This is a genomic window from Streptomyces sp. CA-179760, from assembly GCF_050937045.1.
Classification (GTDB): Bacteria; Actinomycetota; Actinomycetes; order Streptomycetales; family Streptomycetaceae; genus Streptomyces.
The window spans coordinates 3,745,340-3,767,959 of the sequence record NZ_JBNJLZ010000001.1; the positions used below are offsets into that span (position 1 = coordinate 3,745,340).

At 71.1% G+C, this 22,620-nt stretch carries 21 protein-coding genes and 1 pseudogene; 10 read left to right on the top strand and 12 right to left on the bottom strand.

The window, feature by feature from the left end; all coding sequences use genetic code 11:
- Nucleotides 1-413: 413 nt before the first annotated feature.
- Together ACQEV8_RS16705 and ACQEV8_RS16710 are read right to left on the bottom strand one after the other, a co-directional pair.
- The gene (locus ACQEV8_RS16705) at nucleotides 414-755 is read right to left on the bottom strand and encodes a hypothetical protein (RefSeq protein ID WP_432960922.1); all 342 of its coding nucleotides are present in this window, start codon (nucleotides 753-755) and stop codon (nucleotides 414-416) included.
- 134 nt (nucleotides 756-889) lie between these two features.
- Nucleotides 890-3,250: an immune inhibitor A domain-containing protein gene (locus ACQEV8_RS16710; RefSeq protein ID WP_432960924.1), complete on the bottom strand. Its 2,361-nt coding sequence runs from the start codon at nucleotides 3,248-3,250 to the stop codon at nucleotides 890-892.
- A 409-nt stretch (nucleotides 3,251-3,659) separates the two neighbouring features.
- Between ACQEV8_RS16710 and ACQEV8_RS16715 the strand changes: the two genes are divergently transcribed.
- Nucleotides 3,660-3,932, top strand: coding sequence for a hypothetical protein (locus ACQEV8_RS16715; protein WP_432960926.1), 273 nt, complete (start codon nucleotides 3,660-3,662; stop codon nucleotides 3,930-3,932).
- 23 nt (nucleotides 3,933-3,955) lie between these two features.
- Here the strand turns inward: ACQEV8_RS16715 and ACQEV8_RS16720 are convergent.
- Together ACQEV8_RS16720 and ACQEV8_RS16725 are read right to left on the bottom strand one after the other, a co-directional pair.
- A pseudogene (locus tag ACQEV8_RS16720) lies at nucleotides 3,956-4,626 on the bottom strand (RDD family protein).
- Between the two features lie 70 nt (nucleotides 4,627-4,696).
- Nucleotides 4,697-6,340, bottom strand: a complete 1,644-nt coding sequence (locus ACQEV8_RS16725; protein ID WP_432960928.1) for an RDD family protein — start codon at nucleotides 6,338-6,340, stop codon at nucleotides 4,697-4,699.
- A 230-nt stretch (nucleotides 6,341-6,570) separates the two neighbouring features.
- Between ACQEV8_RS16725 and ACQEV8_RS16730 the strand changes: the two genes are divergently transcribed.
- Nucleotides 6,571-6,981, top strand: coding sequence for an SsgA family sporulation/cell division regulator (locus tag ACQEV8_RS16730; RefSeq protein WP_432960930.1), 411 nt, complete (start codon nucleotides 6,571-6,573; stop codon nucleotides 6,979-6,981).
- 10 nt (nucleotides 6,982-6,991) lie between these two features.
- On the opposite strand, the gene ACQEV8_RS16735 is transcribed toward ACQEV8_RS16730, so the two are convergent.
- A complete protein-coding gene (locus ACQEV8_RS16735) occupies nucleotides 6,992-8,407 on the bottom strand; it encodes an FAD-binding oxidoreductase (RefSeq protein WP_432960932.1) in 1,416 nt (471 codons plus the stop codon).
- A 92-nt stretch (nucleotides 8,408-8,499) separates the two neighbouring features.
- Here ACQEV8_RS16735 and ACQEV8_RS16740 point away from each other — a divergent pair, with 92 nt between their 5' ends.
- Nucleotides 8,500-9,960 (top strand): tetratricopeptide repeat protein, encoded by a 1,461-nt coding sequence (locus ACQEV8_RS16740; RefSeq protein WP_432960934.1) that lies wholly within the window; start codon nucleotides 8,500-8,502, stop codon nucleotides 9,958-9,960.
- Between the two features lie 51 nt (nucleotides 9,961-10,011).
- On the opposite strand, the gene hppD is transcribed toward ACQEV8_RS16740, so the two are convergent.
- Complete coding sequence (gene hppD, locus ACQEV8_RS16745) at nucleotides 10,012-11,157, bottom strand: 4-hydroxyphenylpyruvate dioxygenase (RefSeq protein ID WP_432960935.1); 1,146 nt, start codon at nucleotides 11,155-11,157, stop codon at nucleotides 10,012-10,014.
- Nucleotides 11,158-11,280: 123 nt separating this feature from the next.
- On the opposite strand from hppD, the gene ACQEV8_RS16750 reads away from it, so the two are divergent.
- The 7 genes from ACQEV8_RS16750 to ACQEV8_RS16780 all read left to right on the top strand — a co-directional run bounded on the left by ACQEV8_RS16750 (nucleotide 11,281) and on the right by ACQEV8_RS16780 (nucleotide 16,627).
- Nucleotides 11,281-11,751, top strand: a complete 471-nt coding sequence (locus ACQEV8_RS16750) for an Lrp/AsnC family transcriptional regulator (RefSeq protein ID WP_432960937.1) — start codon at nucleotides 11,281-11,283, stop codon at nucleotides 11,749-11,751.
- Between the two features lie 362 nt (nucleotides 11,752-12,113).
- A complete protein-coding gene (locus tag ACQEV8_RS16755) occupies nucleotides 12,114-12,761 on the top strand; it encodes an ABC transporter permease (protein WP_432960939.1) in 648 nt (215 codons plus the stop codon).
- Nucleotides 12,754-14,016: a betaine/proline/choline family ABC transporter ATP-binding protein gene (locus tag ACQEV8_RS16760; protein WP_432960941.1), complete on the top strand. Its 1,263-nt coding sequence runs from the start codon at nucleotides 12,754-12,756 to the stop codon at nucleotides 14,014-14,016. The genes ACQEV8_RS16755 and ACQEV8_RS16760 overlap by 8 nt, the downstream gene beginning before the upstream one ends.
- An 11-nt stretch (nucleotides 14,017-14,027) precedes the next feature.
- Nucleotides 14,028-14,822 (top strand): ABC transporter permease, encoded by a 795-nt coding sequence (locus ACQEV8_RS16765; protein ID WP_432960943.1) that lies wholly within the window; start codon nucleotides 14,028-14,030, stop codon nucleotides 14,820-14,822.
- A 47-nt stretch (nucleotides 14,823-14,869) separates the two neighbouring features.
- Nucleotides 14,870-15,796: a glycine betaine ABC transporter substrate-binding protein gene (locus ACQEV8_RS16770; protein WP_432960945.1), complete on the top strand. Its 927-nt coding sequence runs from the start codon at nucleotides 14,870-14,872 to the stop codon at nucleotides 15,794-15,796.
- 59 nt (nucleotides 15,797-15,855) lie between these two features.
- The gene (locus ACQEV8_RS16775; RefSeq protein WP_432960947.1) at nucleotides 15,856-16,440 is read left to right on the top strand and encodes an ArsR/SmtB family transcription factor; all 585 of its coding nucleotides are present in this window, start codon (nucleotides 15,856-15,858) and stop codon (nucleotides 16,438-16,440) included.
- A gap of 1 nt (nucleotide 16,441) precedes the next feature.
- A complete protein-coding gene (locus ACQEV8_RS16780; protein ID WP_432960949.1) occupies nucleotides 16,442-16,627 on the top strand; it encodes a hypothetical protein in 186 nt (61 codons plus the stop codon).
- Here the strand turns inward: ACQEV8_RS16780 and ACQEV8_RS16785 are convergent.
- From ACQEV8_RS16785 to ACQEV8_RS16810, 6 genes are all read right to left on the bottom strand, one after another.
- Nucleotides 16,624-17,415, bottom strand: a complete 792-nt coding sequence (locus ACQEV8_RS16785) for a S16 family serine protease (protein WP_432960951.1) — start codon at nucleotides 17,413-17,415, stop codon at nucleotides 16,624-16,626. The two genes, ACQEV8_RS16780 and ACQEV8_RS16785, sit on opposite strands and share 4 nt — an antisense overlap.
- An 86-nt stretch (nucleotides 17,416-17,501) precedes the next feature.
- Nucleotides 17,502-18,143 carry an IclR family transcriptional regulator gene (locus ACQEV8_RS16790; RefSeq protein ID WP_432960953.1) on the bottom strand — a complete coding sequence of 214 codons (642 nt, stop codon included), beginning with the start codon at nucleotides 18,141-18,143 and terminating at the stop codon, nucleotides 17,502-17,504.
- A gap of 320 nt (nucleotides 18,144-18,463) precedes the next feature.
- On the bottom strand, nucleotides 18,464-20,263 hold the full coding sequence (locus ACQEV8_RS16795) for a DEAD/DEAH box helicase (RefSeq protein WP_382580335.1): 1,800 nt from the start codon (nucleotides 20,261-20,263) through the stop codon (nucleotides 18,464-18,466).
- Nucleotides 20,264-20,401: 138 nt separating this feature from the next.
- Nucleotides 20,402-20,815 (bottom strand): type II toxin-antitoxin system death-on-curing family toxin, encoded by a 414-nt coding sequence (locus ACQEV8_RS16800; RefSeq protein ID WP_432960955.1) that lies wholly within the window; start codon nucleotides 20,813-20,815, stop codon nucleotides 20,402-20,404.
- Nucleotides 20,812-21,012, bottom strand: a complete 201-nt coding sequence (locus ACQEV8_RS16805; protein ID WP_432960957.1) for a hypothetical protein — start codon at nucleotides 21,010-21,012, stop codon at nucleotides 20,812-20,814. Before ACQEV8_RS16805 ends, ACQEV8_RS16800 begins: the two co-directional genes overlap by 4 nt.
- 87 nt (nucleotides 21,013-21,099) lie before the next feature.
- Nucleotides 21,100-22,548 (bottom strand): MFS transporter, encoded by a 1,449-nt coding sequence (locus tag ACQEV8_RS16810; RefSeq protein WP_432960959.1) that lies wholly within the window; start codon nucleotides 22,546-22,548, stop codon nucleotides 21,100-21,102.
- Nucleotides 22,549-22,620 lie beyond the last annotated feature (72 nt).

Consider the following 22,620-nt stretch of genomic DNA (forward strand, 5'->3'; position numbering starts at 1 on the left):
GATCACGCCGCAGACGCGGGGTCCGGCACGCGCATCTGCCGCGTTGTCGTCGGTTGCCGATGCTCCGCATCGCCGCCCTCCTCCGCCTTGCAGCTGCACGCACCAGACCCCGCTCACCGGCGATTTCCAGGAACCGTCAGTTTCCTGCGACCTGATCCGAACGACAGGCCCTAGGTGAGCCCACCCCGGCCCGGGTCCTTCGCGGGAGGCCGCGTGCCACCGGGCAAGGTGCCATCCGGCTGGCGGCAGCGAGCCGCCGGGCCTCCCTGCCGCCCCGGGCGGGGCCATGCCCCACAGCGGGGCGAGCGCCGCGGCGCTCGCGGGGCCGGCCGTGGGCCGTGGGAGCGGCCCGATCATGTCCGGGCGGGCGTGGGCCCGCTCCCAGGCCGTGAGGGCGTGGGTGGGGCGCGGAGTCAGGTCTGGGCCGTCGGGCGTCTCAGGAGGGATCTGATCGGGCGCCACAGTTCCGTGGTGAGGTCCGGGGGCAGGACACCGTTGTCCGGGGCCGTGCGCCATATGAGGCCGTCGGGGTGGTGGAGGACGGCCGTGATCTCGTCGGGGGTCGGCGGGGCGGCGTTGCCGCGCAGGTAGACCGCCCGCAGGCCCAGGTTGCGGAGCCTGGTCAGGGCTCGGGCGCGGTTGGCCGAGTGGACGAGCACGCGGACGGAGCCGGGGCCGTCGGCGGCGGGGCTGGGCAGGTTCAGTGCCACCACCACCGTGCCGTTCGGCAGCTTGCAGAATCCTCCTGCAGCCATGCGTTCATACCCCCGTGTCGGTCGTTGTGCCGGTCGGTGTCAATAAGAGAACCACAGGACGCACCTAAACACGGATCGGCGGTGACCCGCCAGGGGGTCGCCGCCGATCATGCTCTGAGCTGCGAAGACGCGTTCTACTTCGCTGCGGGGGCGACCTCGAGCTCGATCGTCGAGCCGTCCTTCGCCTCCTTGATGATCTTGATCTTGGTGTTGGTGTCAGTGATCTTGACGCCGCCGGTCTTGTTCGTCTCGTCGTAGTAGGTGTTCTTCCGGTCGTTGAAGACCGACACCCCCTTCGACGACGGGACACGCGTCGCGACGTCCGCGTTGTGCAGCTTGATGCCGTCCGTGCCGAAGAGGCTGAAGGGCGCGTCGTAGGCCTGGATCCGGTTGCGCATCAGCGTGCCGTCGGACCACTTCATGGCCTTCGGGTGCGAGTCGATCGGCAGCAGCAGACCCGTGCCCGGGTGGACACTGGTGTTGTTGTCCGCCTGGGAGGTGTCCCACTTCCAGATCAACAGACCGTTCTGGTACGGGTAGTGCTCCACCCAGTCCGGACGGGTCGTGGAGAAGCCGAAGTTGTACGGGCCGACCTTGAGGGTCTTGTCGTACGAGACGTACTGGCGGTTCTCCGCGAGGTAGTACTGCGCGTAGTCCTTGGTGAAGGACGCGCCCATGCGGGCGAAGCCGTTCGCCTTCCAGGCCGCGTCCACGGACTCGGCGTCGTCGGAGAAGACGGCCGCGCCGTCGGCGGTGACGGTGATGCTGTCGGCCGCGAAGCCCTTCTGGGCCACGCCGCCGTCGGTCTGGTAGCGGAAGCGCAGGTCGATCTTCTTGCCCGCGTAGGCGTCCAGCGGGAACGCCAGCTTCTTGTACGCGTCGACCGTGCCGGTCAGCGCCGGCTTGTCGCTGCCGTCACGCGGGATCGGCTGACCGTCCACCGTGCCGTCGAGAGCGGTCCAGTTGGCGCCGCCGTCGGTCGACACCTCGGCGTAGAGGTAGTCGTAGTTGGCCTCGATGTCGTACCAGCCGTCGAGGGTCAGCGACGCCGACTTCTTGCCGGTGAGGTCGACCGAACGGGTCAGCGAGTTCTTGAGGTTGTCGCCGCTGCCGCTCCACCACTGCGTGGCGCCCTGCGCGGGCTCCACGATCTCCGTGGTGACCTTCTTCTTGGGCAGCTCCACCACGAGGCCCTGCTTGTGCTTCGTGTTGTACTCGGCGACACCCAGCTTGTGCCACGAGTTCGTCGCGGCCTTCGCGGTGTCGTACTTGAGCCAGCCCAGCTGCAGCTTGTCCCAGGCGGTCATGTCGCCGGGCAGGTCACCGATCTCGTTCTTGCCGGTGCCGAGCCAGGAGCCGGAGGACATCAGGGTCCAGAAGCCGGTGGAGTTGTCGCCGGCGCCGGTGGTGTCGTAGTGGTCCGGCAGGCCGAGGTCGTGGCCGTACTCGTGGGCGTAGACCCCGAGTCCGCCGTTCTCCGGCTGGACGGTGTAGTCGCCGACCCAGATGCCGGTGTCGCCGACCTTCGCGCCGCCGAGCTTGTTGTCGGCGGGGCCGGTGGCGCCGGCGTCGGTCCCGAAGGCGTACCAGCGGTGGGCCCAGATCGCGTCGGTGCCCTGGACGCCGCCGCCCGCGGACTCGTCCTCACCGGCGTGCACGACCTGGAAGTGGTCGATGTAGCCGTCGGACTCGTTGAAGTCGCCGTCGCCGTCGAAGTCGTAGCGGTCCCACTGGTCGTACTGCTTGACGTCCGCCTTGATCTCGGCGTCGGTCTTGCCGGCCGCCTTCTGCTGGGCGACCCACGCGGTCAGACCGTCGCTGACGACGTTCCACACGCTCGGGCAGTTGGTGTCGCCGCAGGCGTTGTTGCCGTAACGGGCCTCGTTGTAGGGGACCTTGACCCAGTCGGACACCTCGCCCTCGACCGAGTAGCGGCCGGAGGACTGCTTCTCGTAGTACTTCTTGACCGACTCCGTCTTCTTGCCGGTGCCGAAGTAGAGGTCCTCGAAGTACTTCTGGTTGTAGTCCGCCCGCCAGGCCGTGGAGTTGTCCTTCTTGCGGTCCGGCTTGGCTATCTTGTTGTGCAGCGGGCCCGGGGTGCCGCCGTACTTGCTGTCGATCTGGTCGCCGAACTCGACCAGGACCGTGAAGATCTTGTCGGTCTTCTCGCGGCCGAGCTCGACGTACTTGCTGTCGCCCTTCTTGCTCTTGAGCTGGACGACCTTGGAGCCCTCACGGTTCTTGACCGTGGACTTGCCGGATATGACCTGGTTCAGGGCCTCCTGGCGCTGCGCCTCCTGGGTCTTGCTCAGCGGGCCATCGAGGTTGTGCTCGTCGTGCTTGTGCTCCGCCGGGTCGTGCCGGTCCACGGTGGTGGACCGGGGAGCGGAGGCGTCGTCGGCCTGCGCCACCGCATAGGTGGAGACGGTGGCGGTGGCCGCCGCGAGCGCCACACCGATGGCGGCCGCTCTGAACGTCCAGGGTCTACTGGTCACTTGAGTTCCTCCCCCGCGTCCGAGCGCGCGGAGGAAGGGGTCTCTTATGTGCAGGAGGCCGCGCGCGCGTGATCAACGCGTGTAGTCAAGTGACGACATTTGACTAGAGGTTAAGCAGAAAAGACAGACCTTGACTTGGACAGGTCAAGTGCACTATGCGGAGTCCACGTTCGTTTTGCGGACAACCGACCGCATGCCCACCTGGCAGCAGGCGCGCGCATATGTCCACTCCGTGGACGTCATGACCCCGTGCGCCCCCTGTGCTCCGGACCTGTTGATTAGGTCACGCTTACCGGCGGTTCCGCTCGGGCACCCTGCCCGTGAGAATGTCACTTGGCGGAACGCTGGGTATGCGGCGGAAAGCCAGGCCGACACCCCCGTGGACCCCACTTTCGAGGACATGATGGCCATGCCCCGTCCGACTGCCGCACAGCTCGCCTACGGTTCGTGCACCGTGATCTTCTCGACCCTCGCCATGCTGCTGCTGTCACAGACGAGTTCGGGTGTGGGGGTCGCGATCATCGCCCTCGCGGCGCTCGCCCTCGGGTTGCTGGTCGCCATGACGGTGCCGCTGCCCGGCAAACGCCAGGCCGCGGTGGAACAGCCCGCCCCCGTGGAACCCCTACGGGCCTCGGTCCCCGCGCCGGCCCCGGAGCCGGTGCGCGAGCGGGCGGCCTCCTGACCGCCGGCTGATCCCTCCGGCTCTCAACCGGTGCTGACCACGACCGTCTTGGCCGCCTTGTCGTGCAGGCCCTGCTTGTAGGGCCGGTCGAAGAAGCTCCAGCCTCCGCAGACCGCGGTCCAGACACAGGCGCAGCAGAAGGCGAACGGGATCCACAGCACCGCGGCACGCATCAGCGAGTTCTGCACGGAGGGCGTGTCGCCGTTGTCCAGGTTGGCCACCCGCATGCGCAGCAGCCTCTTGCCGAGGGTCTGGCCGGTCCTGGCGATCAGGACGGTGTCGTAGGCGATGTAGAGGACGGCGGCGACCCCTGACTGCCAGAAGGACTTGCCGACCTCGATGCGGTCGCTGTCCACGTCGTACTCGTTGACGTCGAAGCCCCAGGTGATCAGCCAGACGACGACACCCACCAGGATCATGTCGAGGATGCGGGCGAGGGTGCGCTTGCCGCTGTCGGCGAGCGGCGGCATGCCGGCGAGGGGGTCGGTGGGGTAGGAGCCGCCGCCGTACGGGTCCCCGCCGTAGGGACCGCCGCCGGGGCCACCGGCGGGCCCGCCGCCGCCCTGGTACGGCGGGGGTTCGCTGCCGTAGGGCGAGCCCGCGCCCCCACCGGGCGGCTCGTTCGGGGGCTGCTTCCTGAACGGGTCGTCGTCCGGGGGCTGCTGCCCGGAGCCGGGGGCGGTTCACTGCTCATGGCCCGAGTCGACCGCGAACCCCACGCCTTCGCATCCGGCAGACCGCCGGACGGGGTAGTCGGCTGCCGCTCAGCCCGCCACGAAGGTGTGGGCGGCCTTGTCGTGCCAGCACTGGCGCCAGGGCTTGTCGAAGAGGCACCAGGCGACGCCGACGATCCCGACGACGAGCAGCCCGGGCACGCTGTAGACCAGCCAGCGGCGCAGGGCGGAGCCGAAGTCCGGGGCCTCGTGGCCCTCGATGTCCCGGACTTCGAGACCCATCAGCTTCTTGCCGAGGGTGCGGCCCCACTTGGCGGTGGGCAGCACCTCGGAGACGACGCCGACGAGCAGCAGTACGGCCAGGATGATGCCGAGGTAGACCGACGTGGTGCCGTCGAGCAGCCAGACCGTGACGGTCTCGCCGGAGAGCTTGGCCGCGTCGATCTTCTCGTTGACGTGGTCGATCGCCATGGTGCCGAGCGGCACGGCGGCCGCGGCGGTGACACCCAAGAGGACGACGGTGTCCAGCAGCCGGGCGGCCAGGCGCTTGCCGAGCCCGGCGGGGCGGGCCGCCGCCTGGCGCCGCGCGGCCGCCTGGAACACATCCTCGGTCGGCGGCTTCCAGGGCGCGACGGGCTGCTCGTCGCCGGCTCCGGCGAGCCGGTGCACCTGCTGCGCCCAGGACGACTGACCGCCGCCAAGGCCCGCGCTGAGGGGGCCGGCGGCCCCCGGCTGGGGCCCGCCGGACTGCGGGGGAACGGTGGGCGAAGCCTGCGGTCCGGACAGCGCCGTCGGGGCCGCGGCGGCGGCTTGGGCGCCGACCGCCCCCGCACCCGCCTGCGCTGCGGCGGCCCGGGCGGCGGCCGCCTTGCCGGCGCCGAAGCCGGGCCCCGCGGCGTTGGCCCCGGAACCGGCCGCCGCACCGGGCTGCGCGCCGAAGGCGGGCCCGGCCTGATTGCCACCGGAGCCGGCCTGAGCACCGAAGACGGGTCCCGCCGAGCCACTGCTCGCCGCCGCCCCGAAGCCCCCGGCTCCCGCGTTGCCGCCGGAGGCCGCCGGCCCGCCCTGCGCGCCGGAACCGGCCGCCGGGCTCCCCGTGCCCTGGCGCGGCGGTACCGCGCGGAACGTCATCGTGCCCTCGTCGGGAGCTTCGGCGGATGCCGCCGCCCCTCCCCCGGACTTCCCCGTCGGACGGCGGAAGACGAAGGTGCCGCCGGCGGACGCGGCGTCCGCCTCCTGGCCGGCGGACTCGCCGTCCGCCCCGCGGTCTGCGTCCGGCCCGCGGTCGGCCTGCGGCCCGGCGTCGGCGTGCGGCACCCTCGGGTCGGATCCCTGCGCGGCGGCGGCCCCTTGTGCCCCCTGGGGGGCGCCCCACGAGACACGGCGGTCCTGGTCGCCGCCGAAGCCGGACTGGCGGGAGCGGTCGGCGCCCCAGGCGGTCGCGGGTTCGGGACGGCTGCCGTGCTGGGCGTCGGCGGCGGACTGCCCCTGGACGGGGCCCCCGGCCGGGTCCTCGTCGAAGAAGTGCGGGCCCGTCTCCTCGACCGAGGCGGCGGAGCCGGACCCCGCACCGGGCGGCGGGGCGAGCGTCTCGCCCTCCTTGGGCGCCGGACGGCTGGTGCCCGGCACCCAGGAGGCACCGTTCCAGTACCGGACATATCCGGGGATGGACGGGTCCGGGTAGAACCCTTCGCGGGGCCTGTCGTCACCGGGGGCCGGGGTAGGGGCGCTCATGTCCGTCGGTCCCGTATCTGCTCGGGGGTCAACTGGGGGCCTCCACATCTATCAGACGAGCGCAAGCCCCACGGCCGCTCCCACCGGACCCACCCCATTCGAGCACCGATGTGCTACGCCCCGGGAGCCCCGCGCGAAAAAACTTCCGGAACCCGCGTAATGCTCCGGCCCCCGCCCGCTCTCCCCTCGTGACCGGCCCTCGGGCCACCATCAGGAGAAGGGACACCGCCATGCGCACCGTGGTGGAACGCGAACTGGAGCTGAAGCTCGTCCTGTCGCCGGAGCGCTCGATCCCGGTACCCGCCCGGCTCGGGTACCGCACCGACGACCCGTACGCCGTCCACGTCACCTTCCACATCGCCTCCGAGCACCCCGTGCACTGGACGTTCGCCCGGGACCTGCTGGTGGAGGGCGTGTTCCGGCCGTGCGGGCAGGGGGACGTACGGGTCTGGCCGACCCGGGCCGACGGGCGCGGCATCGTCCTCATGGCGCTCAGTTCACCCGACGGGGACGCCCTCCTGGAGGCACCGGCGGCCCCGGTGTCGGCCTGGCTGGAGCGCACGCTGCGCGTGGTCCCGCCGGGAGCGGAGGGCGAACAGCTCGGTCTCGACGACGAGCTGGACCAGCTGCTCGCCCAGTGAGAACAGGCGGTCAGAACAGCTTGCCCGGGTTGAGGATGCCCAGCGGGTCGAAGGCCTGCTTGACGGCCCGCTGCATCTCCAGCCCGACGGGGCCGATCTCGCGCGCCAGCCACTCCTTCTTCAGGACGCCGACGCCGTGCTCGCCGGTGATGGTGCCGCCGAGTTCCAGGCCGAGGGCCATGATCTCGTCGAAGGACTCCCGGGCACGCCGGGACTCGTCGGGGTCCGCCGCGTCGAAGCACACGGTCGGGTGGGTGTTGCCGTCGCCCGCATGGGCGACGACCCCGATGGTGAGCCGGTACTTCTCGGCGATCCGGTCGACCCCTTCGAGCATCTCGGCGAGCCGGGAGCGGGGCACGCACACATCGTCGATCATCGTCACGCCCTTGACGGCCTCCAGCGCGGTGAGCGACAGCCGCCGTGCCTGGAGCAGCAGTTCGGACTCGGCCACGTCGTCGGCCGGTACGACCTGGGTGGCGCCGGCGGCCTCGCACAGCGCGCCGACGGCGGCGAGGTCGGCGGCCGGGGCGGTGGTGTCGAAAGCGGCCAGGAGCAGTGCTTCCGTGCTCTCGGGGAGGCCCATCTGCGCCAGGTCGTTGACGGCCTTGACCGTCGTACGGTCCATGAGTTCGAGGAGTGACGGGACGTGGCCGCCCTCCATGACGCGGCACACCGCGTCGCAGGCGGCGGCGGCCGAGGAGAACTCGGCGGCCAGCACCAACTGCTCGGGCGGCTTGGGGCGCAGTCCGAGGACGGCCCGTACGACGATGCCGAGCGAGCCCTCGGAGCCGACGAACAGCCGGGTGAGGTCGTAGCCGGCGACGCCCTTGGCGGTGCGGCGGCCGGTGGACATGAGCCGCCCGTCGGCCAGCACGACGTCCAGGCCGAGGACGTACTCGGCGGTCACGCCGTACTTGACGCAGCACAGCCCGCCCGAGGCGGTGCCGATGTTGCCGCCGATGGTGCACATCTCCCAGCTGGAGGGGTCCGGCGGGTAGTACAGGCCGTGTTCGCCGACGGCCCGGGACAGGGCGGCGTTGATGACGCCCGGTTCGACGACTGCGATGCGGTCGACCGGGTTGATCTCCAGGATCCGGTCCATCTTCGTCAGGGAGAGCACGACACAGCCGTCGGAGGCGTTCGCGGCGCCGGACAGTCCGGTGCGGGCGCCCTGCGGGACGACCGGGACGCGCAGGGCGGTGGCGGTGCGCATCACGTGCTGGACCTGTTCGGTCGTGCGGGGCAGCACGACCACGGCCGGGCTGCCGGCCGGGCAGAAGCTCGCCATGTCGTTGGCGTAGGCGGCCGTGACGTCGGAGTCGGTGAGGACCGCCTCTGCGGGGAGGCCGTCGAGCAGGAGGCCGACCAGGTCGCCGGTCGTCTCGGTGTCCTCGGGGCTGCGCGCTTCGATACGGCTCATGATCACAGGTTCGCACCCGGGGCCATCGGTGTGAACCCCGTATACGGCACCCTTCGCCTGCCCGGGTGTGGTCGTCGTACTGACGCATGGTGAGCGCCATGGAGAACCATCAGGAGGGCCCGGAGCGACAGGAGAGCAGGAGTTCGAAAAGCCCCTTTCGCCGTCGGCGTGTGCGTGGTCGGCACGTGCTGATCGGCTCCGTCGCGGGGTGTGCCGTGCTCGGCGGGGTGCTGTTGCTGCTCCCGTGGGACCGGCCCGCCCCGCCGGCTCCGCCGTCGCCGGGGGCGCAGGCCATGGCCGCGGTCGCGGGCGGGGTGCCGGCCGCGCTGCCCGGCCTGGCGGAGCTGATCGACGAGCGGGAGAAGCGGGTGCGGACGCACCCGAGGGACGCGCGGTCCTGGGCGGTGCTCGGTACCGCCTATGTGGAGCAGGGGCGGCGGCTGGCGGACCCGGCGTACTACCCGCGTGCCGAGAAGGCGCTGCGTACGTCGATGAAGGTGCGGTCGAAGCGGAACACGCGTGCCCTGGCCGGCCTCACCGCGCTGGCCAACGCCCGCCGGGACTTTCCCGCCGCACGCCAGTGGGGTGAGGCGGCGCTGAAGCTCCAGCCGCGGCGCTGGACGACGTATCCGCCGCTCATCGACGCCTACACCGGCCTCGGCGAGCACGAAGCGGCCCAGCGGATGCTGGATCGGCTGACGGAGCTGCGCTCCGGGCCCGCCGTGCTGGCGCGGGCCGCCGCCGTCTACCGGGACCGCGGCCGGCGGGAGGACGCGGCGGCCGCGCTGGCGGACGCGGCGGCGGGCGCGCACGCCCCGGCCGAGCGGGCGGCCTATCTGGAGCGGGCCGGGCAGCTGGCCTGGGAGCGCGGGGACCTTCAGGACGCGCTGCGGCACTTCCAGGAGGCGGTGCGCCTCGACCCGGACCAGCGGGCCGCGCAGGCCGGGCAGGGCCGGGCGCTGGCGGCCCTGGGCCGGACGACGGAGGCGCTGAACGCCTACCGGGTGGCGCTCGCCAAGCAGCCGTGTCCGCAGTACGCCCTGGAACTGGGCGAGCTGTACGAGTCGCTGGGGATGCCGGAGGCGGCCCGGGTGCAGTACGACCTGCTGCGGGAGGGCGTGCGCGGGGCGACCGCGGCCGGGGCCGACGAGGAACTGGTGCTGGGGCGGTTCGAGGCGGACCACGGCGATCCGGAGGCCGCGGTACGGCGGCTGCGGGCGGAGTGGGAACGGCAGCCGGGGACGGCGGTCGCCGATGCCCTGGGGTGGGCGCTGCACCGGGCCGGGGAGCACGAGGAGGCGCTGGCGTTCGCGCTGCGGGCGACGGAGGAGAAGCACTCGGGCGGGGTGCGCAGCGCGGCGTACATGTACCACCGCGGCATGATCGAACGGGAGCTGGAGCGGTACGGCCCGGCACGGCGGCACCTCACGGAGGCCCTGCGGATCAACCCGCACTTCTCGCCGCTGCGGGTGCCCGAGGCGCGGGCGGCGCTGGAGGCACTGGGGGAGCCGCCGGACACGGAGCTGCCGGTGATGGGCCCGGCGCCGGAGGGGGAATGAGACGGTGCGGGTGCCCCGTGACACCCGCACCCTCTCAAGAAGCGATCGGGCTCACAGGTTGCCGCGGCGGGCCTGCTCGCGTTCGATCGCCTCGAACAGGGCCTTGAAGTTGCCCTTGCCGAAGCCCATCGAGCCGTGGCGCTCGATGATCTCGAAGAAGACGGTCGGACGGTCCTGGACCGGCTTGGTGAAGATCTGCAGCAGATAGCCGTCCTCGTCGCGGTCGGCGAGGATCTTCAGCTCGCGCAGGGTGTCGATCGGGACCCGGGTCTCGCCCACCCACTCCCCCAGCGTGTCGTAGTAGGAGTCGGGCGTGTTCAGGAACTCGACTCCGGCCGCCCGCATGGTGGCCACCGTCTGCACGATGTCGTTGGTGTTGAGCGCGATGTGCTGCACGCCCGCGCCGCCGTAGAACTCCAGGTACTCGTCGATCTGGGACTTCTTCTTGGCGATGGCCGGCTCGTTGATCGGGAACTTGACCTTGAGCGTGCCGTCGGCGACGACCTTCGACATCAGCGCGCTGTACTCGGTGGCGATGTCGTCGCCCACGAACTCCTTCATGTTCGTGAAGCCCATCACCTTGTTGTAGAAGCCGACCCATTCGTTCATCCGGCCGAGTTCGACGTTGCCGACGCAGTGGTCGATCGCCTGGAAGGTGCGCTGGGCGGGCGGTTCGACCATCGGCTCGGCCGCCACATAGCCGGGCAGGTAGGGGCCGTCGTAGCCGGAGCGCTCGACGAGGGTGTGGCGGGTCTCCCCGTAGGTGGCGATCGCGGCCAGGACGACCGTGCCGTGCTCGTCCTTCCGCTCGTACGGCTCGGTGACCGAGCGGGCACCGTGTTCGAGGGCGTAGGCGTACGCGGCGCGGGCGTCCGGCACCTCGATGGCGAGGTCGACGACGCCGTCGCCGTGCTCGGCCACGTGCCGGGCGAGGAAGCGGCCCCAGTCGCTCGCGGGCTTGATGACCGAGGTGAGGACGAAGCGGGCGGAGCCGTTCTCCAGGACGTACGCAGCGGTCTCGCGGTTGCCGTTCTCCGGTCCGGAGTAGGCGACCAGCTTCATGCCGAAGGCGGTGGAGTAGTAGTGCGCCGCCTGCTTGGCGTTGCCCACGGCGAAGACGACCGCGTCCATTCCCTTGACCGGGAAGGGGTCGGCCTGCCGGGCGGTGTCGGGAGTGTGGTGTGTGGTCTGCGTCATAGCCGCAGGGTCTCCCCGCTCCGCAAGGTGCGCAATAGTTTGCGTTTCCGCTGGGCAATCTGTTCAGCAATACGGCCGTCGCACCGGCCTCTATGTACAGGATGACCACCCCGGGAGGCTGCTGTGGCGATCGATCATCTGGACGGCCGGATCATCCTGCTGCTGGCCCGGGAGCCGCGGATCGGGGTGCTGGAGATGTCCCGGCGGCTGGGCGTGGCCCGGGGCACCGCACAGGCCCGCCTCGACCGGCTTCAGTCGAACGGAGTCATCCGCGGCTTCGGTCCGGAGGTGGACCCGGCGGCCCTCGGCTACCCGGTCACGGCGTTCGCGACGCTCCAGATCCGGCAGGGCCAAGGGCCCGACGTACGGGCCCACTTGGCGACCGTGCCGGAGGTGCTGGAGCTGCACACCACCACCGGCAGCGGGGACATGATGTGCCGTCTCGTGGCCCGCTCCAACGCCGATCTCCAGCGTGTGATCGACCGGGTCGTCGGTTTTGATGGCATCGTCCGGGCCTCCACGGCGATCGTCATGGAGAACCCCGTTCCGCTGCGGTTCATCCCGCTGGTGGAGCAGGCAGCGGAGGAGACCTGAGTCGTGGGGTGAGCGCGTTTGAACCCTCCCTCAACTGAAACCGAGGGATTCCTGGCTCAGGAAGCCTTCCCGGTCAGCGACCGGAAAGGTCTTGCTCCCTCAACACCAGCCGGGACGGAACCTGCCCGGTTCGGTACTGCAAGCAAAGGAGGTGCTGTGCTGGCTTGGTTCTCGCCGAGCACCGTGTGCGCGCTTGGCTCTCGCAACGCACGCTCCGCACCTTATCCGTTCGGGTGGGCGGTGTTTCGCTGTTTGGGTGAAATCACGTTTCCTACCTTGCGTCACAGAGGTCCGATTCTCCCCCGCAAGCGGGAGGTGCCCCCACCCCGGCATGAACGCCGAGGCACCCTGGGAGGTTCCAGGTGAACTTCTTGGAGTATCTGGGCAACCGGGAAGAGCAGCTGCTCACGGACGCCTACCAGCACGCGAGCGTCGTCTTCCAGTGCATGGTCGTGGCGACCCTGATCGGGGTGCTGATCGCTGTCGTCTCCTACAGCAGCGAGTGGGCCGGGAACCTCGCGACCACGACCACCGCCACCGTCCTGACCGTCCCGGCGCTGGCCCTGATCGGTCTGCTCATCCCGATCGTGGGGCTCGGCGTGCCGCCCACGGTGATCGCGCTGACGCTGTACGGGCTGCTGCCGGTCGTCCGCAACGCCATCGTCGGCCTGCGCGGGGTCGACCCGTCGCTGGTGGACGCGGCCACGGGCATCGGGATGTCCCGGTCGGCCCGGCTGCTGCGGATCGAGCTGCCGCTGGCCTGGCCGCCGATCCTGACCGGGATCCGGGTCTCCACCCAGATGCTGATGGGCATCGCGGCCATCGCCGCGTACGCCTCCGGCCCCGGCCTCGGCAACGTCATCTTCCGGGGCCTGGCCTCGCTGGGCAGCGCGAACGCGCTCAACCAGGTCCTCGCGGGCACGCTCGGCATCATCGTCCTGGCGCTGCTGTTCGACGCCGGGTACGTCCTGATCGGACGGCTGACCATTCCCAGGGGGATCCGTGCCTGAGTCCGGCGACCACGGGGCCGCCATCGAGCTGGAGAGCCTGACCAAGCGGTTCCCCGGCAGTGCGCGGCCGGCCGTGGACGACGTGAGCATGGAGATCAAGGCGGGCGAGGTCGTGATCTTCGTCGGCCCTTCGGGCTGCGGTAAGTCGACCACGCTCAAGATGATCAACAGGTTGATCGAGCCGACCGGCGGCCGGATCCGCATCGGCGGTGAGGACGTCACCGACATGGACCCGGTCAAGCTGCGCCGCAAGGTCGGCTACGCGATCCAGTCGGCCGGTCTCTTCCCGCACATGACGGTCGCGCAGAACATCGCCCTCGTGCCGAAGATGATCGGCTGGCCGAAGAACCGGATCAAGGAACGGACCGAGGAACTCCTCGACCTGGTGGGCCTCGACCCCGGCGAGTTCCACGGCCGCTACCCGCGCCAGCTCTCGGGCGGTCAGCAGCAGCGCGTGGGCGTGGCGCGGGCCCTCGCCGCCGATCCCCCGGTGCTGCTGATGGACGAGCCGTTCGGGGCGGTGGACCCGATCACCCGCGACCATCTCCAGGACGAGCTGATCCGGCTGCAGCACGAGCTGCACAAGACGATCGTCTTCGTCACCCACGACTTCGACGAGGCGATCAAGATCGGCGACCGGATCGCCGTGCTGCGCGAGCGGTCCCACATCGCGCAGTTCGACACCCCGGAGGCCATCCTCACCAACCCGGCGGACGACTTCGTGTCCGGGTTCGTGGGCGCCGGGGCGGCGCTGAAGAGGCTGAACCTCACCCGCGTACGGGACGTCGAGGTCACCGACTACCCGACCGTCACGATCGACGACCCGTTGCAGCAGATCTTCAACCGGCTGCGGGCCGGCGGCACCAACGAGGTCCTGCTGCTCGACCGGCGCGGCCGGCCCTACAAGTGGCTGCGGCGCGGCGACCTGATGCGGGCGCGGGGCTCGCTGGCCCGGGCCGGGACGCTGGTGCACGACACGGTCACCCGGGACGCGACCCTGCGGGACGCGCTGGAGGCGGTGCTCACCGACAACGCGGGGCGGGTGGCGGTGACCGGGCGACGCGGCGAGTACACGGGCGTCGTCGACATGGAGACCCTCATCAACTCCGTGCACGACCTGCTGGAGGCCGACCGGCTGGACGCGCTGGAGCACCAGCACGAGCTGGAGTCGCTGCGGGCCTCGCAGACGCACGCGGAGCAGGAGGGCGGCGAGAGCGTCACGGGCGTGGGTCTCGGCGGGGAGCGGAAGGCGTGAGCGCGCCCGGGGTGACAGACGTTCCTTCCGGGGCGGCGGCCGAAGCGCCCCGGACGCCACCGGCTCCCCGGCCCCCGCGCATCAGCCGGCAGAAGCTGACCGTCCTGCCCATCGCCCTGGTGGCCCTGCTGCTCGCCACCTATCTCTGGTTCCAGCAGGCCGACCTGGACGCCCTCACCCGCAACGCCCTGTCGGGCGGCCAGGTCTCCAAGGCCCTGTGGCAGCACATCCAGCTCACCGTGATCTCCACGTTCTTCGTGCTCATCATCGCGATCCCGCTGGGCATCCTGCTGACCCGCCGGGCGTTCAGCAAGGCCACGCCGGTGGCGATGGCGTTCGCCAACATGGGCCAGGCGACCCCGGCGATCGGCCTGCTGGCGCTTCTCGTCATCTGGCTGGGCATCGGCCGCAGGGCCGCCCTGATCGGCATGATCATCTACGCCATCCTGCCCGTGCTGTCGAACACGATCACCGGCCTCAAGGCGAACGACCCGACCCTGCTGGAGGCGGCACGCGGCATCGGCATGTCCCCGCTGGGCGCGCTGCGCCGGGTCGAGCTGCCGCTGGCCGTCCCGCTGATCCTCGCGGGTGTCCGTACGGCCCTGGTCCTGAACGTCGGTACGGCGACCCTGGCGGTCTTCGGCGGGGGCGGCGGCCTCGGCGTGCTGATCACGACGGGGATCACCAACCAGCGGATGCCGGTGCTGGTGCTGGGCTCGATCCTGACGGTCGCGCTGGCGCTGCTGGTGGACTGGCTGGCGTCGATCGCGGAGTTGCTGCTGCGGCCGCGGGGGTTGCAGTCGTGAGGGGGTGTGGGCGGGGGCGTGGGTGGCTGGGGGCGGCGGGGCTGCTGATGGCGGTCTCCGGCTGCGGGCTGACCAGCGGATCCCCCATGACCGACGACGTGAAGCCGGGCTCGATCGGCCGGGGTGAGCCGCTTGAGGGGGCGCAGCTGACGGTGACGTCGAAGTCGTTCACCGAGCAGCTGATCCTCGGCTCGATCATGGGCATCGCCTTCGAGGCGGCCGGCGCCGAGGTGATCGACCGCACCGGCATCCAGGGCTCCATCGGCAGCCGCGAGGCCGTCCGCAAGGGCGACGCGGACGCCGGGTACGAGTACACGGGCACGGCCTGGATCACGTACCTGGGCAACAGCAAGCCCATCCCCGACCCGCGCGAGCAGTGGGAGGCGGTGCGCAGGGACGACGCCCGCAACGGCGTGACCTGGCTGCGGCCCGCGGAGCTCAACAACACGTACGCGCTGGCGATGAACCAGGAGAACGCGAGGAAGTACGGCACGAAGACCCTCTCGGACGTGGCGAAGCTGGCGAAGTCCGGCCCCGGGGCGGTGTCGCTGTGCGTGGAGGTCGAGTTCGCCAACCGGGCGGACGGGCTGCCGGGCATGCAGCAGGCGTACGGCATGGACGTACCGGCCCGGGACATCACGCAGATGGACACCGGGATCATCTACACCCAGGCGGCGAAGGGGAGTTGCACGTACGGGGAGGTGTACACCACCGACGGGCGCATCAACTCGATGAACCTCGCCGTGATGGACGACGACAGGAAGTTCTTCCCCAACTACAACGCCGCTCCGATGATCAACACGAAGACGTTGAAGGAGTGGCCGGCGATCGCGGAGGTGCTTGATCCGGTCACGGCGAAGCTGGACAACGCGGTGGCGCGGAGGCTGAACGCGAAGGTGGATGTGGACGGGGAGGATCCGCATCAGGTGGCGCTGGACTGGATGGTGGCGGAGGGGTTTGTCAGGGAGGGGTGATCAGAGGGAGTTGCAAAGAAACCCTTGCAAGGATTTCTTTGCAAGGATAGCTTTGCATCATGCCCGAACCCCAGAACCCTCAAGTGCGGCAACTCGACGCCCGTTCCCTGCGCGGACTCGCACACCCCCTGCGCATGCAGCTACTGGACGCCCTGCGTTTCGGCGGCCCCGCCACCGCCTCCCAACTGGCCGACAAGCTGGGCGAGTCCAGCGGAGCGACCAGCTACCACCTGCGCCAGCTAGCGGAGTACGGCTTCGTCGAGGACGCCCCCGAGCGGGGCAAGGGGCGCGAGCGATGGTGGCAGGCAGTCCACCACGGCCTGAGCTTCGACGACGCCCTGCTCAACGACTCGGACCCGGCCGTACGCGGGGCGGCGGACCTGTACCTCCACGAGGTCGCCACCACGCAGACCCGGTCCCTGTCGACATGGCTGGGCAACCGTGCCTCATGGCCCGAGGAGTGGAGCGACGCCTGGGACATGAGCAGTGACACCCTGCGACTGACGCCCGAACTGACGCGGGAGCTCGTCGAGAAGATGCACGCGCTGGTCCGGTCCTACCGTGACCGCCCGCCCGCCGAGGACGCCCCTGGCGCCGAGCAGGTCCGCTTCCACACCCACGCGTTCCCGATCAGGACGGACTGAGATGCACCCCGACATCCACCTCACCCTGCACCACGCCCGCGCCGCCGAACTCCGCGCCGAGGCCGGAGCCCCCGGCCCCGTCGGGGCCAGACACCCTCACAACCTCCGCGCCCGCCTCGGCTGGACCCTCGTAGAGGTCGGGTTAAGGCTCGCCACCCGGCCGGAGACGGCAGCCGCCGCCCACTAGCAACTCGGCACCGAGCCCTTCCCCGTCTCCAGGGCCACCAGCGAACTCACCGTGCTCTTCAGCGTCGTCACCGGAATCAGCCGCAGCCCCTTCGGCAGCTCGGCGCGCGCGTCCCCGCACTCCGCCTTCGGGACCAGGAACACGCTCGCGCCGTCGCGCCGCGCGGCCTGCGTCTTGAGGGCGACACCCCCCACCGCACCGATCGTGCCGTCGGCGGCGATCGTGCCCGTACCGGCGATGACACGGCCGCCCGTGAGATCCCCGCCGCTGCCGTCGCCGTCGAGCTTGTCGATGACCCCCAGGGAGAACAGCAGCCCCGCGCTGGGCCCACCCACATCGGCGAGCTTCAGGCTCACCTTGACGTCCTTGGCGTCGAGGCCGAGGTAGCCCAGCGCGGCCTGCGTCGCCGCGTCCTGGGACTCCTTCATCTGCTCCTCGTTGTGCCGCTCGATCTCCTTGACGCTGTCCCCGTTCGGGTAGACGGCGTCGCGCGGCATGACCGCCTGGTCGGTGCGGAACCAGCTGTCGATGACGTCGGGGAGCGAGACGCGGGTGTCCGGGGAGGTCGCCTCGATGGTCGTCATGCGCAGTTGCCCGCGGGTGTCCCGGGCCGGTGCGCCGGAGATGGTGATCACCTCGGCGCCCTTGTTCTCCCCGAGCACGTTCGCCGTCATCCCCGGCTGCGCCACCGAGAACGGCAGCGGCGCGAACACCGCCGTGGCGAGCAGGGCGGCGACGGGCAGGGCACAGACGGCGATGGCCCGGGGGCGCGTGAGACGAGAGAACACGGGATCAATCTAACTCGCGGGTGGGATCCGGCCCGGATCAGGTCGCCCGGACCCTGCCCGGGGGCGCGCGGGAGACACGGCAGAGGTCAGCGCAGCGCCTCCGCGACCTCCCGCGCCGCCTCGACGACCCGCTCCCCCACCCGCTCCGGCACCACGTCCGCCAGCATCACCACTCCCACACTGCCCTCGACGCCCGTCACCCCCAGCAGCGGCGCCGCCGCCCCGCACGCACCCGCCTCCAGCTCCCCGTGCGTGAGGGTGTAGCCCGGGTCCGCCATCGGGTGCTGCCGGGCCGCGAGGATCGCCTTGCCGGCGGCACCCCGGTCCAGGGCATGCCGGAACCCGGCACGGTAGGCGACGTGATAGTCGGTCCAGGTCGGCTCCACCACGGCCACGGCGAGCGCGTCCGTCCCGTCGACCAGGGTCAGGTGCGCCGTGGCGCCGATGTCCTCGGCCAGCGACCGCAGCGCCGGCATCGCGGCCTCTCGCACCAGCGGATGGACCTGCCGTCCCAGACCCAGCACGCCGAGCCCGACGCGGGCACGTCCGCCCAGGTCACGGCGTATGAGGGCGTGCTGTTCCAGGGTGGCGAGCAACCGGTACACCACGGTCCGGTTCACGCCCAGCCGGACGGAGAGCTCGGTCACGGTCAGCCCGTGATCCGTGTCGGCGAGCAGCTTGAGGACCCGCAGTCCTCTGTCGAGCGTCTGGGAGGTCTCCGCGGTCACGACGCCCACTCCTTAGTGGTGAGGTCGGCGGCCCTCTGGCGGCTGGTGCGTCACCGAGTCCCGTCGGCGACGCGCTTCAGAGGCCGCCGATCGGCCGGCGGTCCGGCCAGTCCGGACCGCGTCGCTTCACGGCTGCGCTCCGCGGCGGCGCTGCCACGGGGCGTGTGCGTAGCCGGACAGTAGCGGGGAGGGTTCGCTGAGCGGAAGGCTCCGTCCAGAATCCGGGCACGTTCCGGGGGCGAGTGACTCCGTTTGCCCGGGTACGTACAACGCGGGACCGGAACTGCGACACGGAACCCGTCCCTCGATCCCACCCGGCGTCACTTCATCCGGGTCGCCCACTCCTGCACCTTGGCGATCCGCTGCCGCAGCTGCCCCGCCGTCGCCTCCGCCGCCGGAGGCCCCCCGCACACACGCCGCAGCTCGGTGTGGATCACCCCGTGCGGCTTGCCGCTCTGGTGGACGTACGCGCCGACCAGTCCGTTGAGCTGCCGCCGCAGTTCCATCATCTCCTTGTGGGAGACCACCGGCCGCCGCTCGGCGGGCATCTCGAGCAGGTCGGCCTCCTCGTCCGGCTTCTTGCGGCTGTGCGCGATCTGCCGGGCCTGCCGCTTCTGGAGCAGCAGCTGGACCTGGTCGGGCTCCAGGAGCCCCGGGATCCCGAGGTAGTCCTGCTCCTCCTCGCTGCCCGGGTGGGCCTGCATGCCGAACTCGGCGCCGTTGTACATGACCCGGTCGAAGACGGCCTCGGACTCCAGCGCCTCGAAGGAGAACTGCTCCTGCTCGCCGGTGTCCTCGTCCTGCTCCCTGTTCGCCTCGTCCATCTCCTTCTCGGACTCGGCGTAGGGGTCCTCCTCACCCTGCTTCTTGGGCTTGTCGAGGACGTGGTCGCGCTCGCGCTCCATCTCGTTGGCGAAGGAGAGCAGGTCGGGCACGGTCGGCAGGAACACGGAGGCCGTCTCGCCGCGTCGCCGGGACCGCACGAAACGCCCGACGGCCTGGGCGAAGAAGAGGGGCGTCGAGATCGTGGTGGCGTACACGCCGACCGCGAGCCGCGGCACGTCCACACCCTCGGACACCATCCGCACCGCGACCATCCACCGGTCGGTGCTCGCACTGAAGTCGTCGATGTTCTTCGAGGCGCCGGTGTCGTCGGAGAGCACGACTGTGGCCTTGCTGCCGGTGATCTCGCGGATCAGCTTGGCGTAGGCGCGGGCGGAGTCCTGGTCCGCGGCGATGACGAGCGCACCGGCGTCCGGGATGGCCTTGCGCACCTCGGTCAGCCGCTGGTCGGCGGCGCGCAGCACGGAGGGCATCCACTCGCCGCGCGGATCGAGGGCGGTGCGCCAGGCCTGGCTGATGGCGTCCTTGGTCATCGGCTCGCCCAGCCGCGCCGCGATCTCGTCACCGGCCTTGGTGCGCCAGCGCATGTTGCCGCTGTAGGAGAGGAAGATGACGGGCCGCACGACGTTGTCGGCGAGGGCGTTGCCGTAGCCGTAGGTGTAGTCGGCGGCGGACCGCCGGATCCCGTCGTTCCCCTCCTCGTACGTCACGAAGGGGATGGGGTTGGTGTCGGACCGGAAGGGCGTACCGGTCAGGGCGAGGCGGCGGGTGGCGGGCTCGAAGGCCTCCAGGCAGGCCTCGCCCCAGGACTTGCTGTCACCGGCGTGGTGGATCTCGTCGAGGATGACGAGGGTCTTGCGCTGCTCGACCCGGTTGCGGTGCAGCATGGGCCGCACACCGACACCGGCGTACGTCACGGCGATCCCGTGGTAGTCCTTGCCGAGCGGCCCCGCGCTGTACTCGGGATCCAGCTTGATGCCGATCCGCGCGGCCGCCTCCGCCCACTGCTTCTTCAGATGCTCGGTGGGCGCGACCACGGTGACCTGCTGGACGACGTGGTGGTGCAGCATCCAGGACGCCAGCGTCAGCGCGAAGGTCGTCTTGCCGGCGCCGGGGGTGGCGACCGCCAGGAAGTCCCGGGGCTGCTCCTGGATGTACTTCTCCATCGCGCCCTCCTGCCAGGCGCGCAGCTTGCTGGCGGTACCCCAGGGGGCGCGGCCGGGGAACGCCGGGGACAGGTGGTGCGAGGCAGAACTGGTGCCGGCGGTGGTAGTCACGGTCTCCGTAAGGGGGTCGGGCGGCTCGTCGGAGCGAGCCAAACGGCTCGGCTACGTATGACAACCGGGCCACCCTACCGGCGGCCCGACCCCGTCAACGCGCGGACAAGCCCGGACCACCCACGGGTGGGATCCACGTCACAGCGCCCTCAACCGACCCGCGATCACGGAGATGTCGCTCTCGTCCCCGGAGGCCACATCGATGACCAGGTCGTACGCGGCGTCCTGGTCGCAGCCGGTGAGGTCGGCGCCGTTGACACCGAGGAACGTCGCGGCGGCCAGCCAGGCCGTGCGCTTGTTCCCGTCGACGAGGGGGTGGTTCGTGGCGATGGCGTGCAGCAGCGCGGCCGCCTGCTCGTGCAGATCCTCGTAGGCCGCCGTACCGAACATCCGGGCGCGCGGGCGGTGCACGGCGGAGACGAACAGCCCGGCCTCCCGAACCTCGGGGGCGGGCCCGTCACCTCGCCCACCGAAGGCGATGCGGGCGATCGCCGTGACTTCCGCGACGGTGAGGTGCCTGGCCTGCCCGGTCTGGCTGCTCTGGCTGGTCATTCGCCGAGCCTCCGCAGCAGATCGGCGTGCGCTCCGGCGAGCGACTCCGCCGTGATCCGCACCGGCGACGACTCCCGCGCCAGCCGGTGCAGTACGGCGTCCAGCACGATGTCCTCGGGGAGACGGCCGGTGGCGTCCGCGAGGTCGTCGAGCTCCTGCCGGACGTGCGGCGGGAGGGGAACGGTGAAGTCACTCATGCCGGTGACGATAGGGAGCGCGCCCGGCAACCTGCGAGCGCTTTACGACCCGCCCCGGCCCCAGCAGCCCACAAAACGAGAGGCTGCTCACCGCTCCCGCAGCCGAGTCGTCACCCAGGCCCCCACCAACGCCACTCCCGCCATCGGCAGGAACACCGCGGCGAAGGCGGCCGGATGAGAACCAGAGGAGGCGTGCGCGGCCGTGTGACTCACCGTGCCGCCGCCCAGCGCGGCGAACGCGGCACCGCCTGCGGAGAGAAGGACGACGTTGGAGAGGCCGTCGGAGATCTGCAGGGCGGCGGAGTTGGACCCGGCTTCCGCCGGGGCGGAGAGCTGGAGCAGGAGCACGCTCGTGGCGGAGATGACGAGCCCCATGCCGAGGCAGCCGAAGGCCCAGGCGACGGCCAGGGTCCAGACGGGCACGGAATCGATCAGCACCGTCGGCGCCGTGGCGATGGCCGCCGCCACCAGCAGCATCCCGACGGTCGTCAACCGCTCCCGGTACGCCTCGAACCGGGAGCGCGACTGCACCCACGAGCCCAGCGCCCACGTCCCGCCGCCCGCGGCGAGCGAGAACCCGGCCAGGGTCGGACTGAGCCCGCGCTGGGTCACCAGCATCAGCGGCACGAAGGACTCCGCGGCGATGAAGGACCCCGCGGCGACACCGCGCAGCAGCACGACCGACGGCAGCCCGCGAGCGGCCCGGTACGTCCCCCTGGGCAACAGCCCGAGCACGGCGGGCACCAGCAGGGCCACACCCGCAGCGCCGGGCAGGAGCGAGAGGGGGCGCAGATCCTGGGCGGCGTACTGGAGCAGCCCCGCGCCGAGGGAGATGGCCAGGGCGAGACGAATACGCCGACGGTCCAAGGACGTCGAGGCCGCCTCCCCGACCGGGCCGGCGGCCCGACGCCGTATCTGCGGCAGCGCGAGCGCCAGCGGGAGGACGACGAGCACCGGAATCCCGACGAACACCCAGCGCCAGCCCAGCTGTTCCGTCACCGTGCCGGCGGCGAGCGGGCCGACGATCGACGGTACGACCCAGCTCGCCGCGAACGCCGCCATGATCGCCGGCCGCAGCCGCTCCGGATAGGCCCGCCCGACGACGACGTACAGCGCGACGATCACCAGCCCGCCACCGAACCCCTGCACGGCCCGCCCCAGGATGAACAGCCACATCACCCCGGCCGTCCCCGACAGCAGCAACCCGACCCCGAAGGAGGAGATCCCCACCGCCAACGGCCCGAGCGGCCCCCGCCGGTCGGACCACTGCCCCGCGAGCACCATCCCGAACAGACTCGTCGTGAAGTACCCGGAGAACGCGAACGCGTACAGCGACACCCCGTCCAGCTCCCGCGCCGCGACCGGCATCGCCGTCCCCACGGCCGTCGCCTCGAAGGCGATGAGCAGCACGACGGAGACGATCCCGACGCTCAACGCCCGGTACGCCGCCCCCAGCACACCCGTGTCCGCCTCGGCGACCGAGGGCAGATCAGCGGCCTCCACGACATCGGCATCACGCGGCTTCGGGACGGTCATGCCCGCCAGCGTAAGGTCCACGCCCCACTTTGACCCCTGTCCCGAGACGGTCCCCGCCTGAGACCTTGGTCG

Coding starts and splice junctions, on each gene's coding strand:
- ACQEV8_RS16800 (WP_432960955.1), bottom strand. CDS start 20,815: ATGACCAGCCAGAGCAGCCAGACCGGGCAGGCCAGGCACCTCACCGTC.
- hppD (WP_432960935.1), bottom strand. CDS start 11,157: ATGACGCAGACCACACACCACACTCCCGACACCGCCCGGCAGGCCGAC.
- ACQEV8_RS16730 (WP_432960930.1), top strand. CDS start 6,571: ATGCGCACCGTGGTGGAACGCGAACTGGAGCTGAAGCTCGTCCTGTCG.
- ACQEV8_RS16705 (WP_432960922.1), bottom strand. CDS start 755: ATGGCTGCAGGAGGATTCTGCAAGCTGCCGAACGGCACGGTGGTGGTG.
- ACQEV8_RS16810 (WP_432960959.1), bottom strand. CDS start 22,548: ATGACCGTCCCGAAGCCGCGTGATGCCGATGTCGTGGAGGCCGCTGAT.
- ACQEV8_RS16725 (WP_432960928.1), bottom strand. CDS start 6,340: ATGAGCGCCCCTACCCCGGCCCCCGGTGACGACAGGCCCCGCGAAGGG.
- ACQEV8_RS16805 (WP_432960957.1), bottom strand. CDS start 21,012: ATGAGTGACTTCACCGTTCCCCTCCCGCCGCACGTCCGGCAGGAGCTC.
- ACQEV8_RS16770 (WP_432960945.1), top strand. CDS start 14,870: ATGGCGGTCTCCGGCTGCGGGCTGACCAGCGGATCCCCCATGACCGAC.
- ACQEV8_RS16740 (WP_432960934.1), top strand. CDS start 8,500: ATGGAGAACCATCAGGAGGGCCCGGAGCGACAGGAGAGCAGGAGTTCG.
- ACQEV8_RS16715 (WP_432960926.1), top strand. CDS start 3,660: ATGCCCCGTCCGACTGCCGCACAGCTCGCCTACGGTTCGTGCACCGTG.
- ACQEV8_RS16775 (WP_432960947.1), top strand. CDS start 15,856: ATGCCCGAACCCCAGAACCCTCAAGTGCGGCAACTCGACGCCCGTTCC.
- ACQEV8_RS16780 (WP_432960949.1), top strand. CDS start 16,442: ATGCACCCCGACATCCACCTCACCCTGCACCACGCCCGCGCCGCCGAA.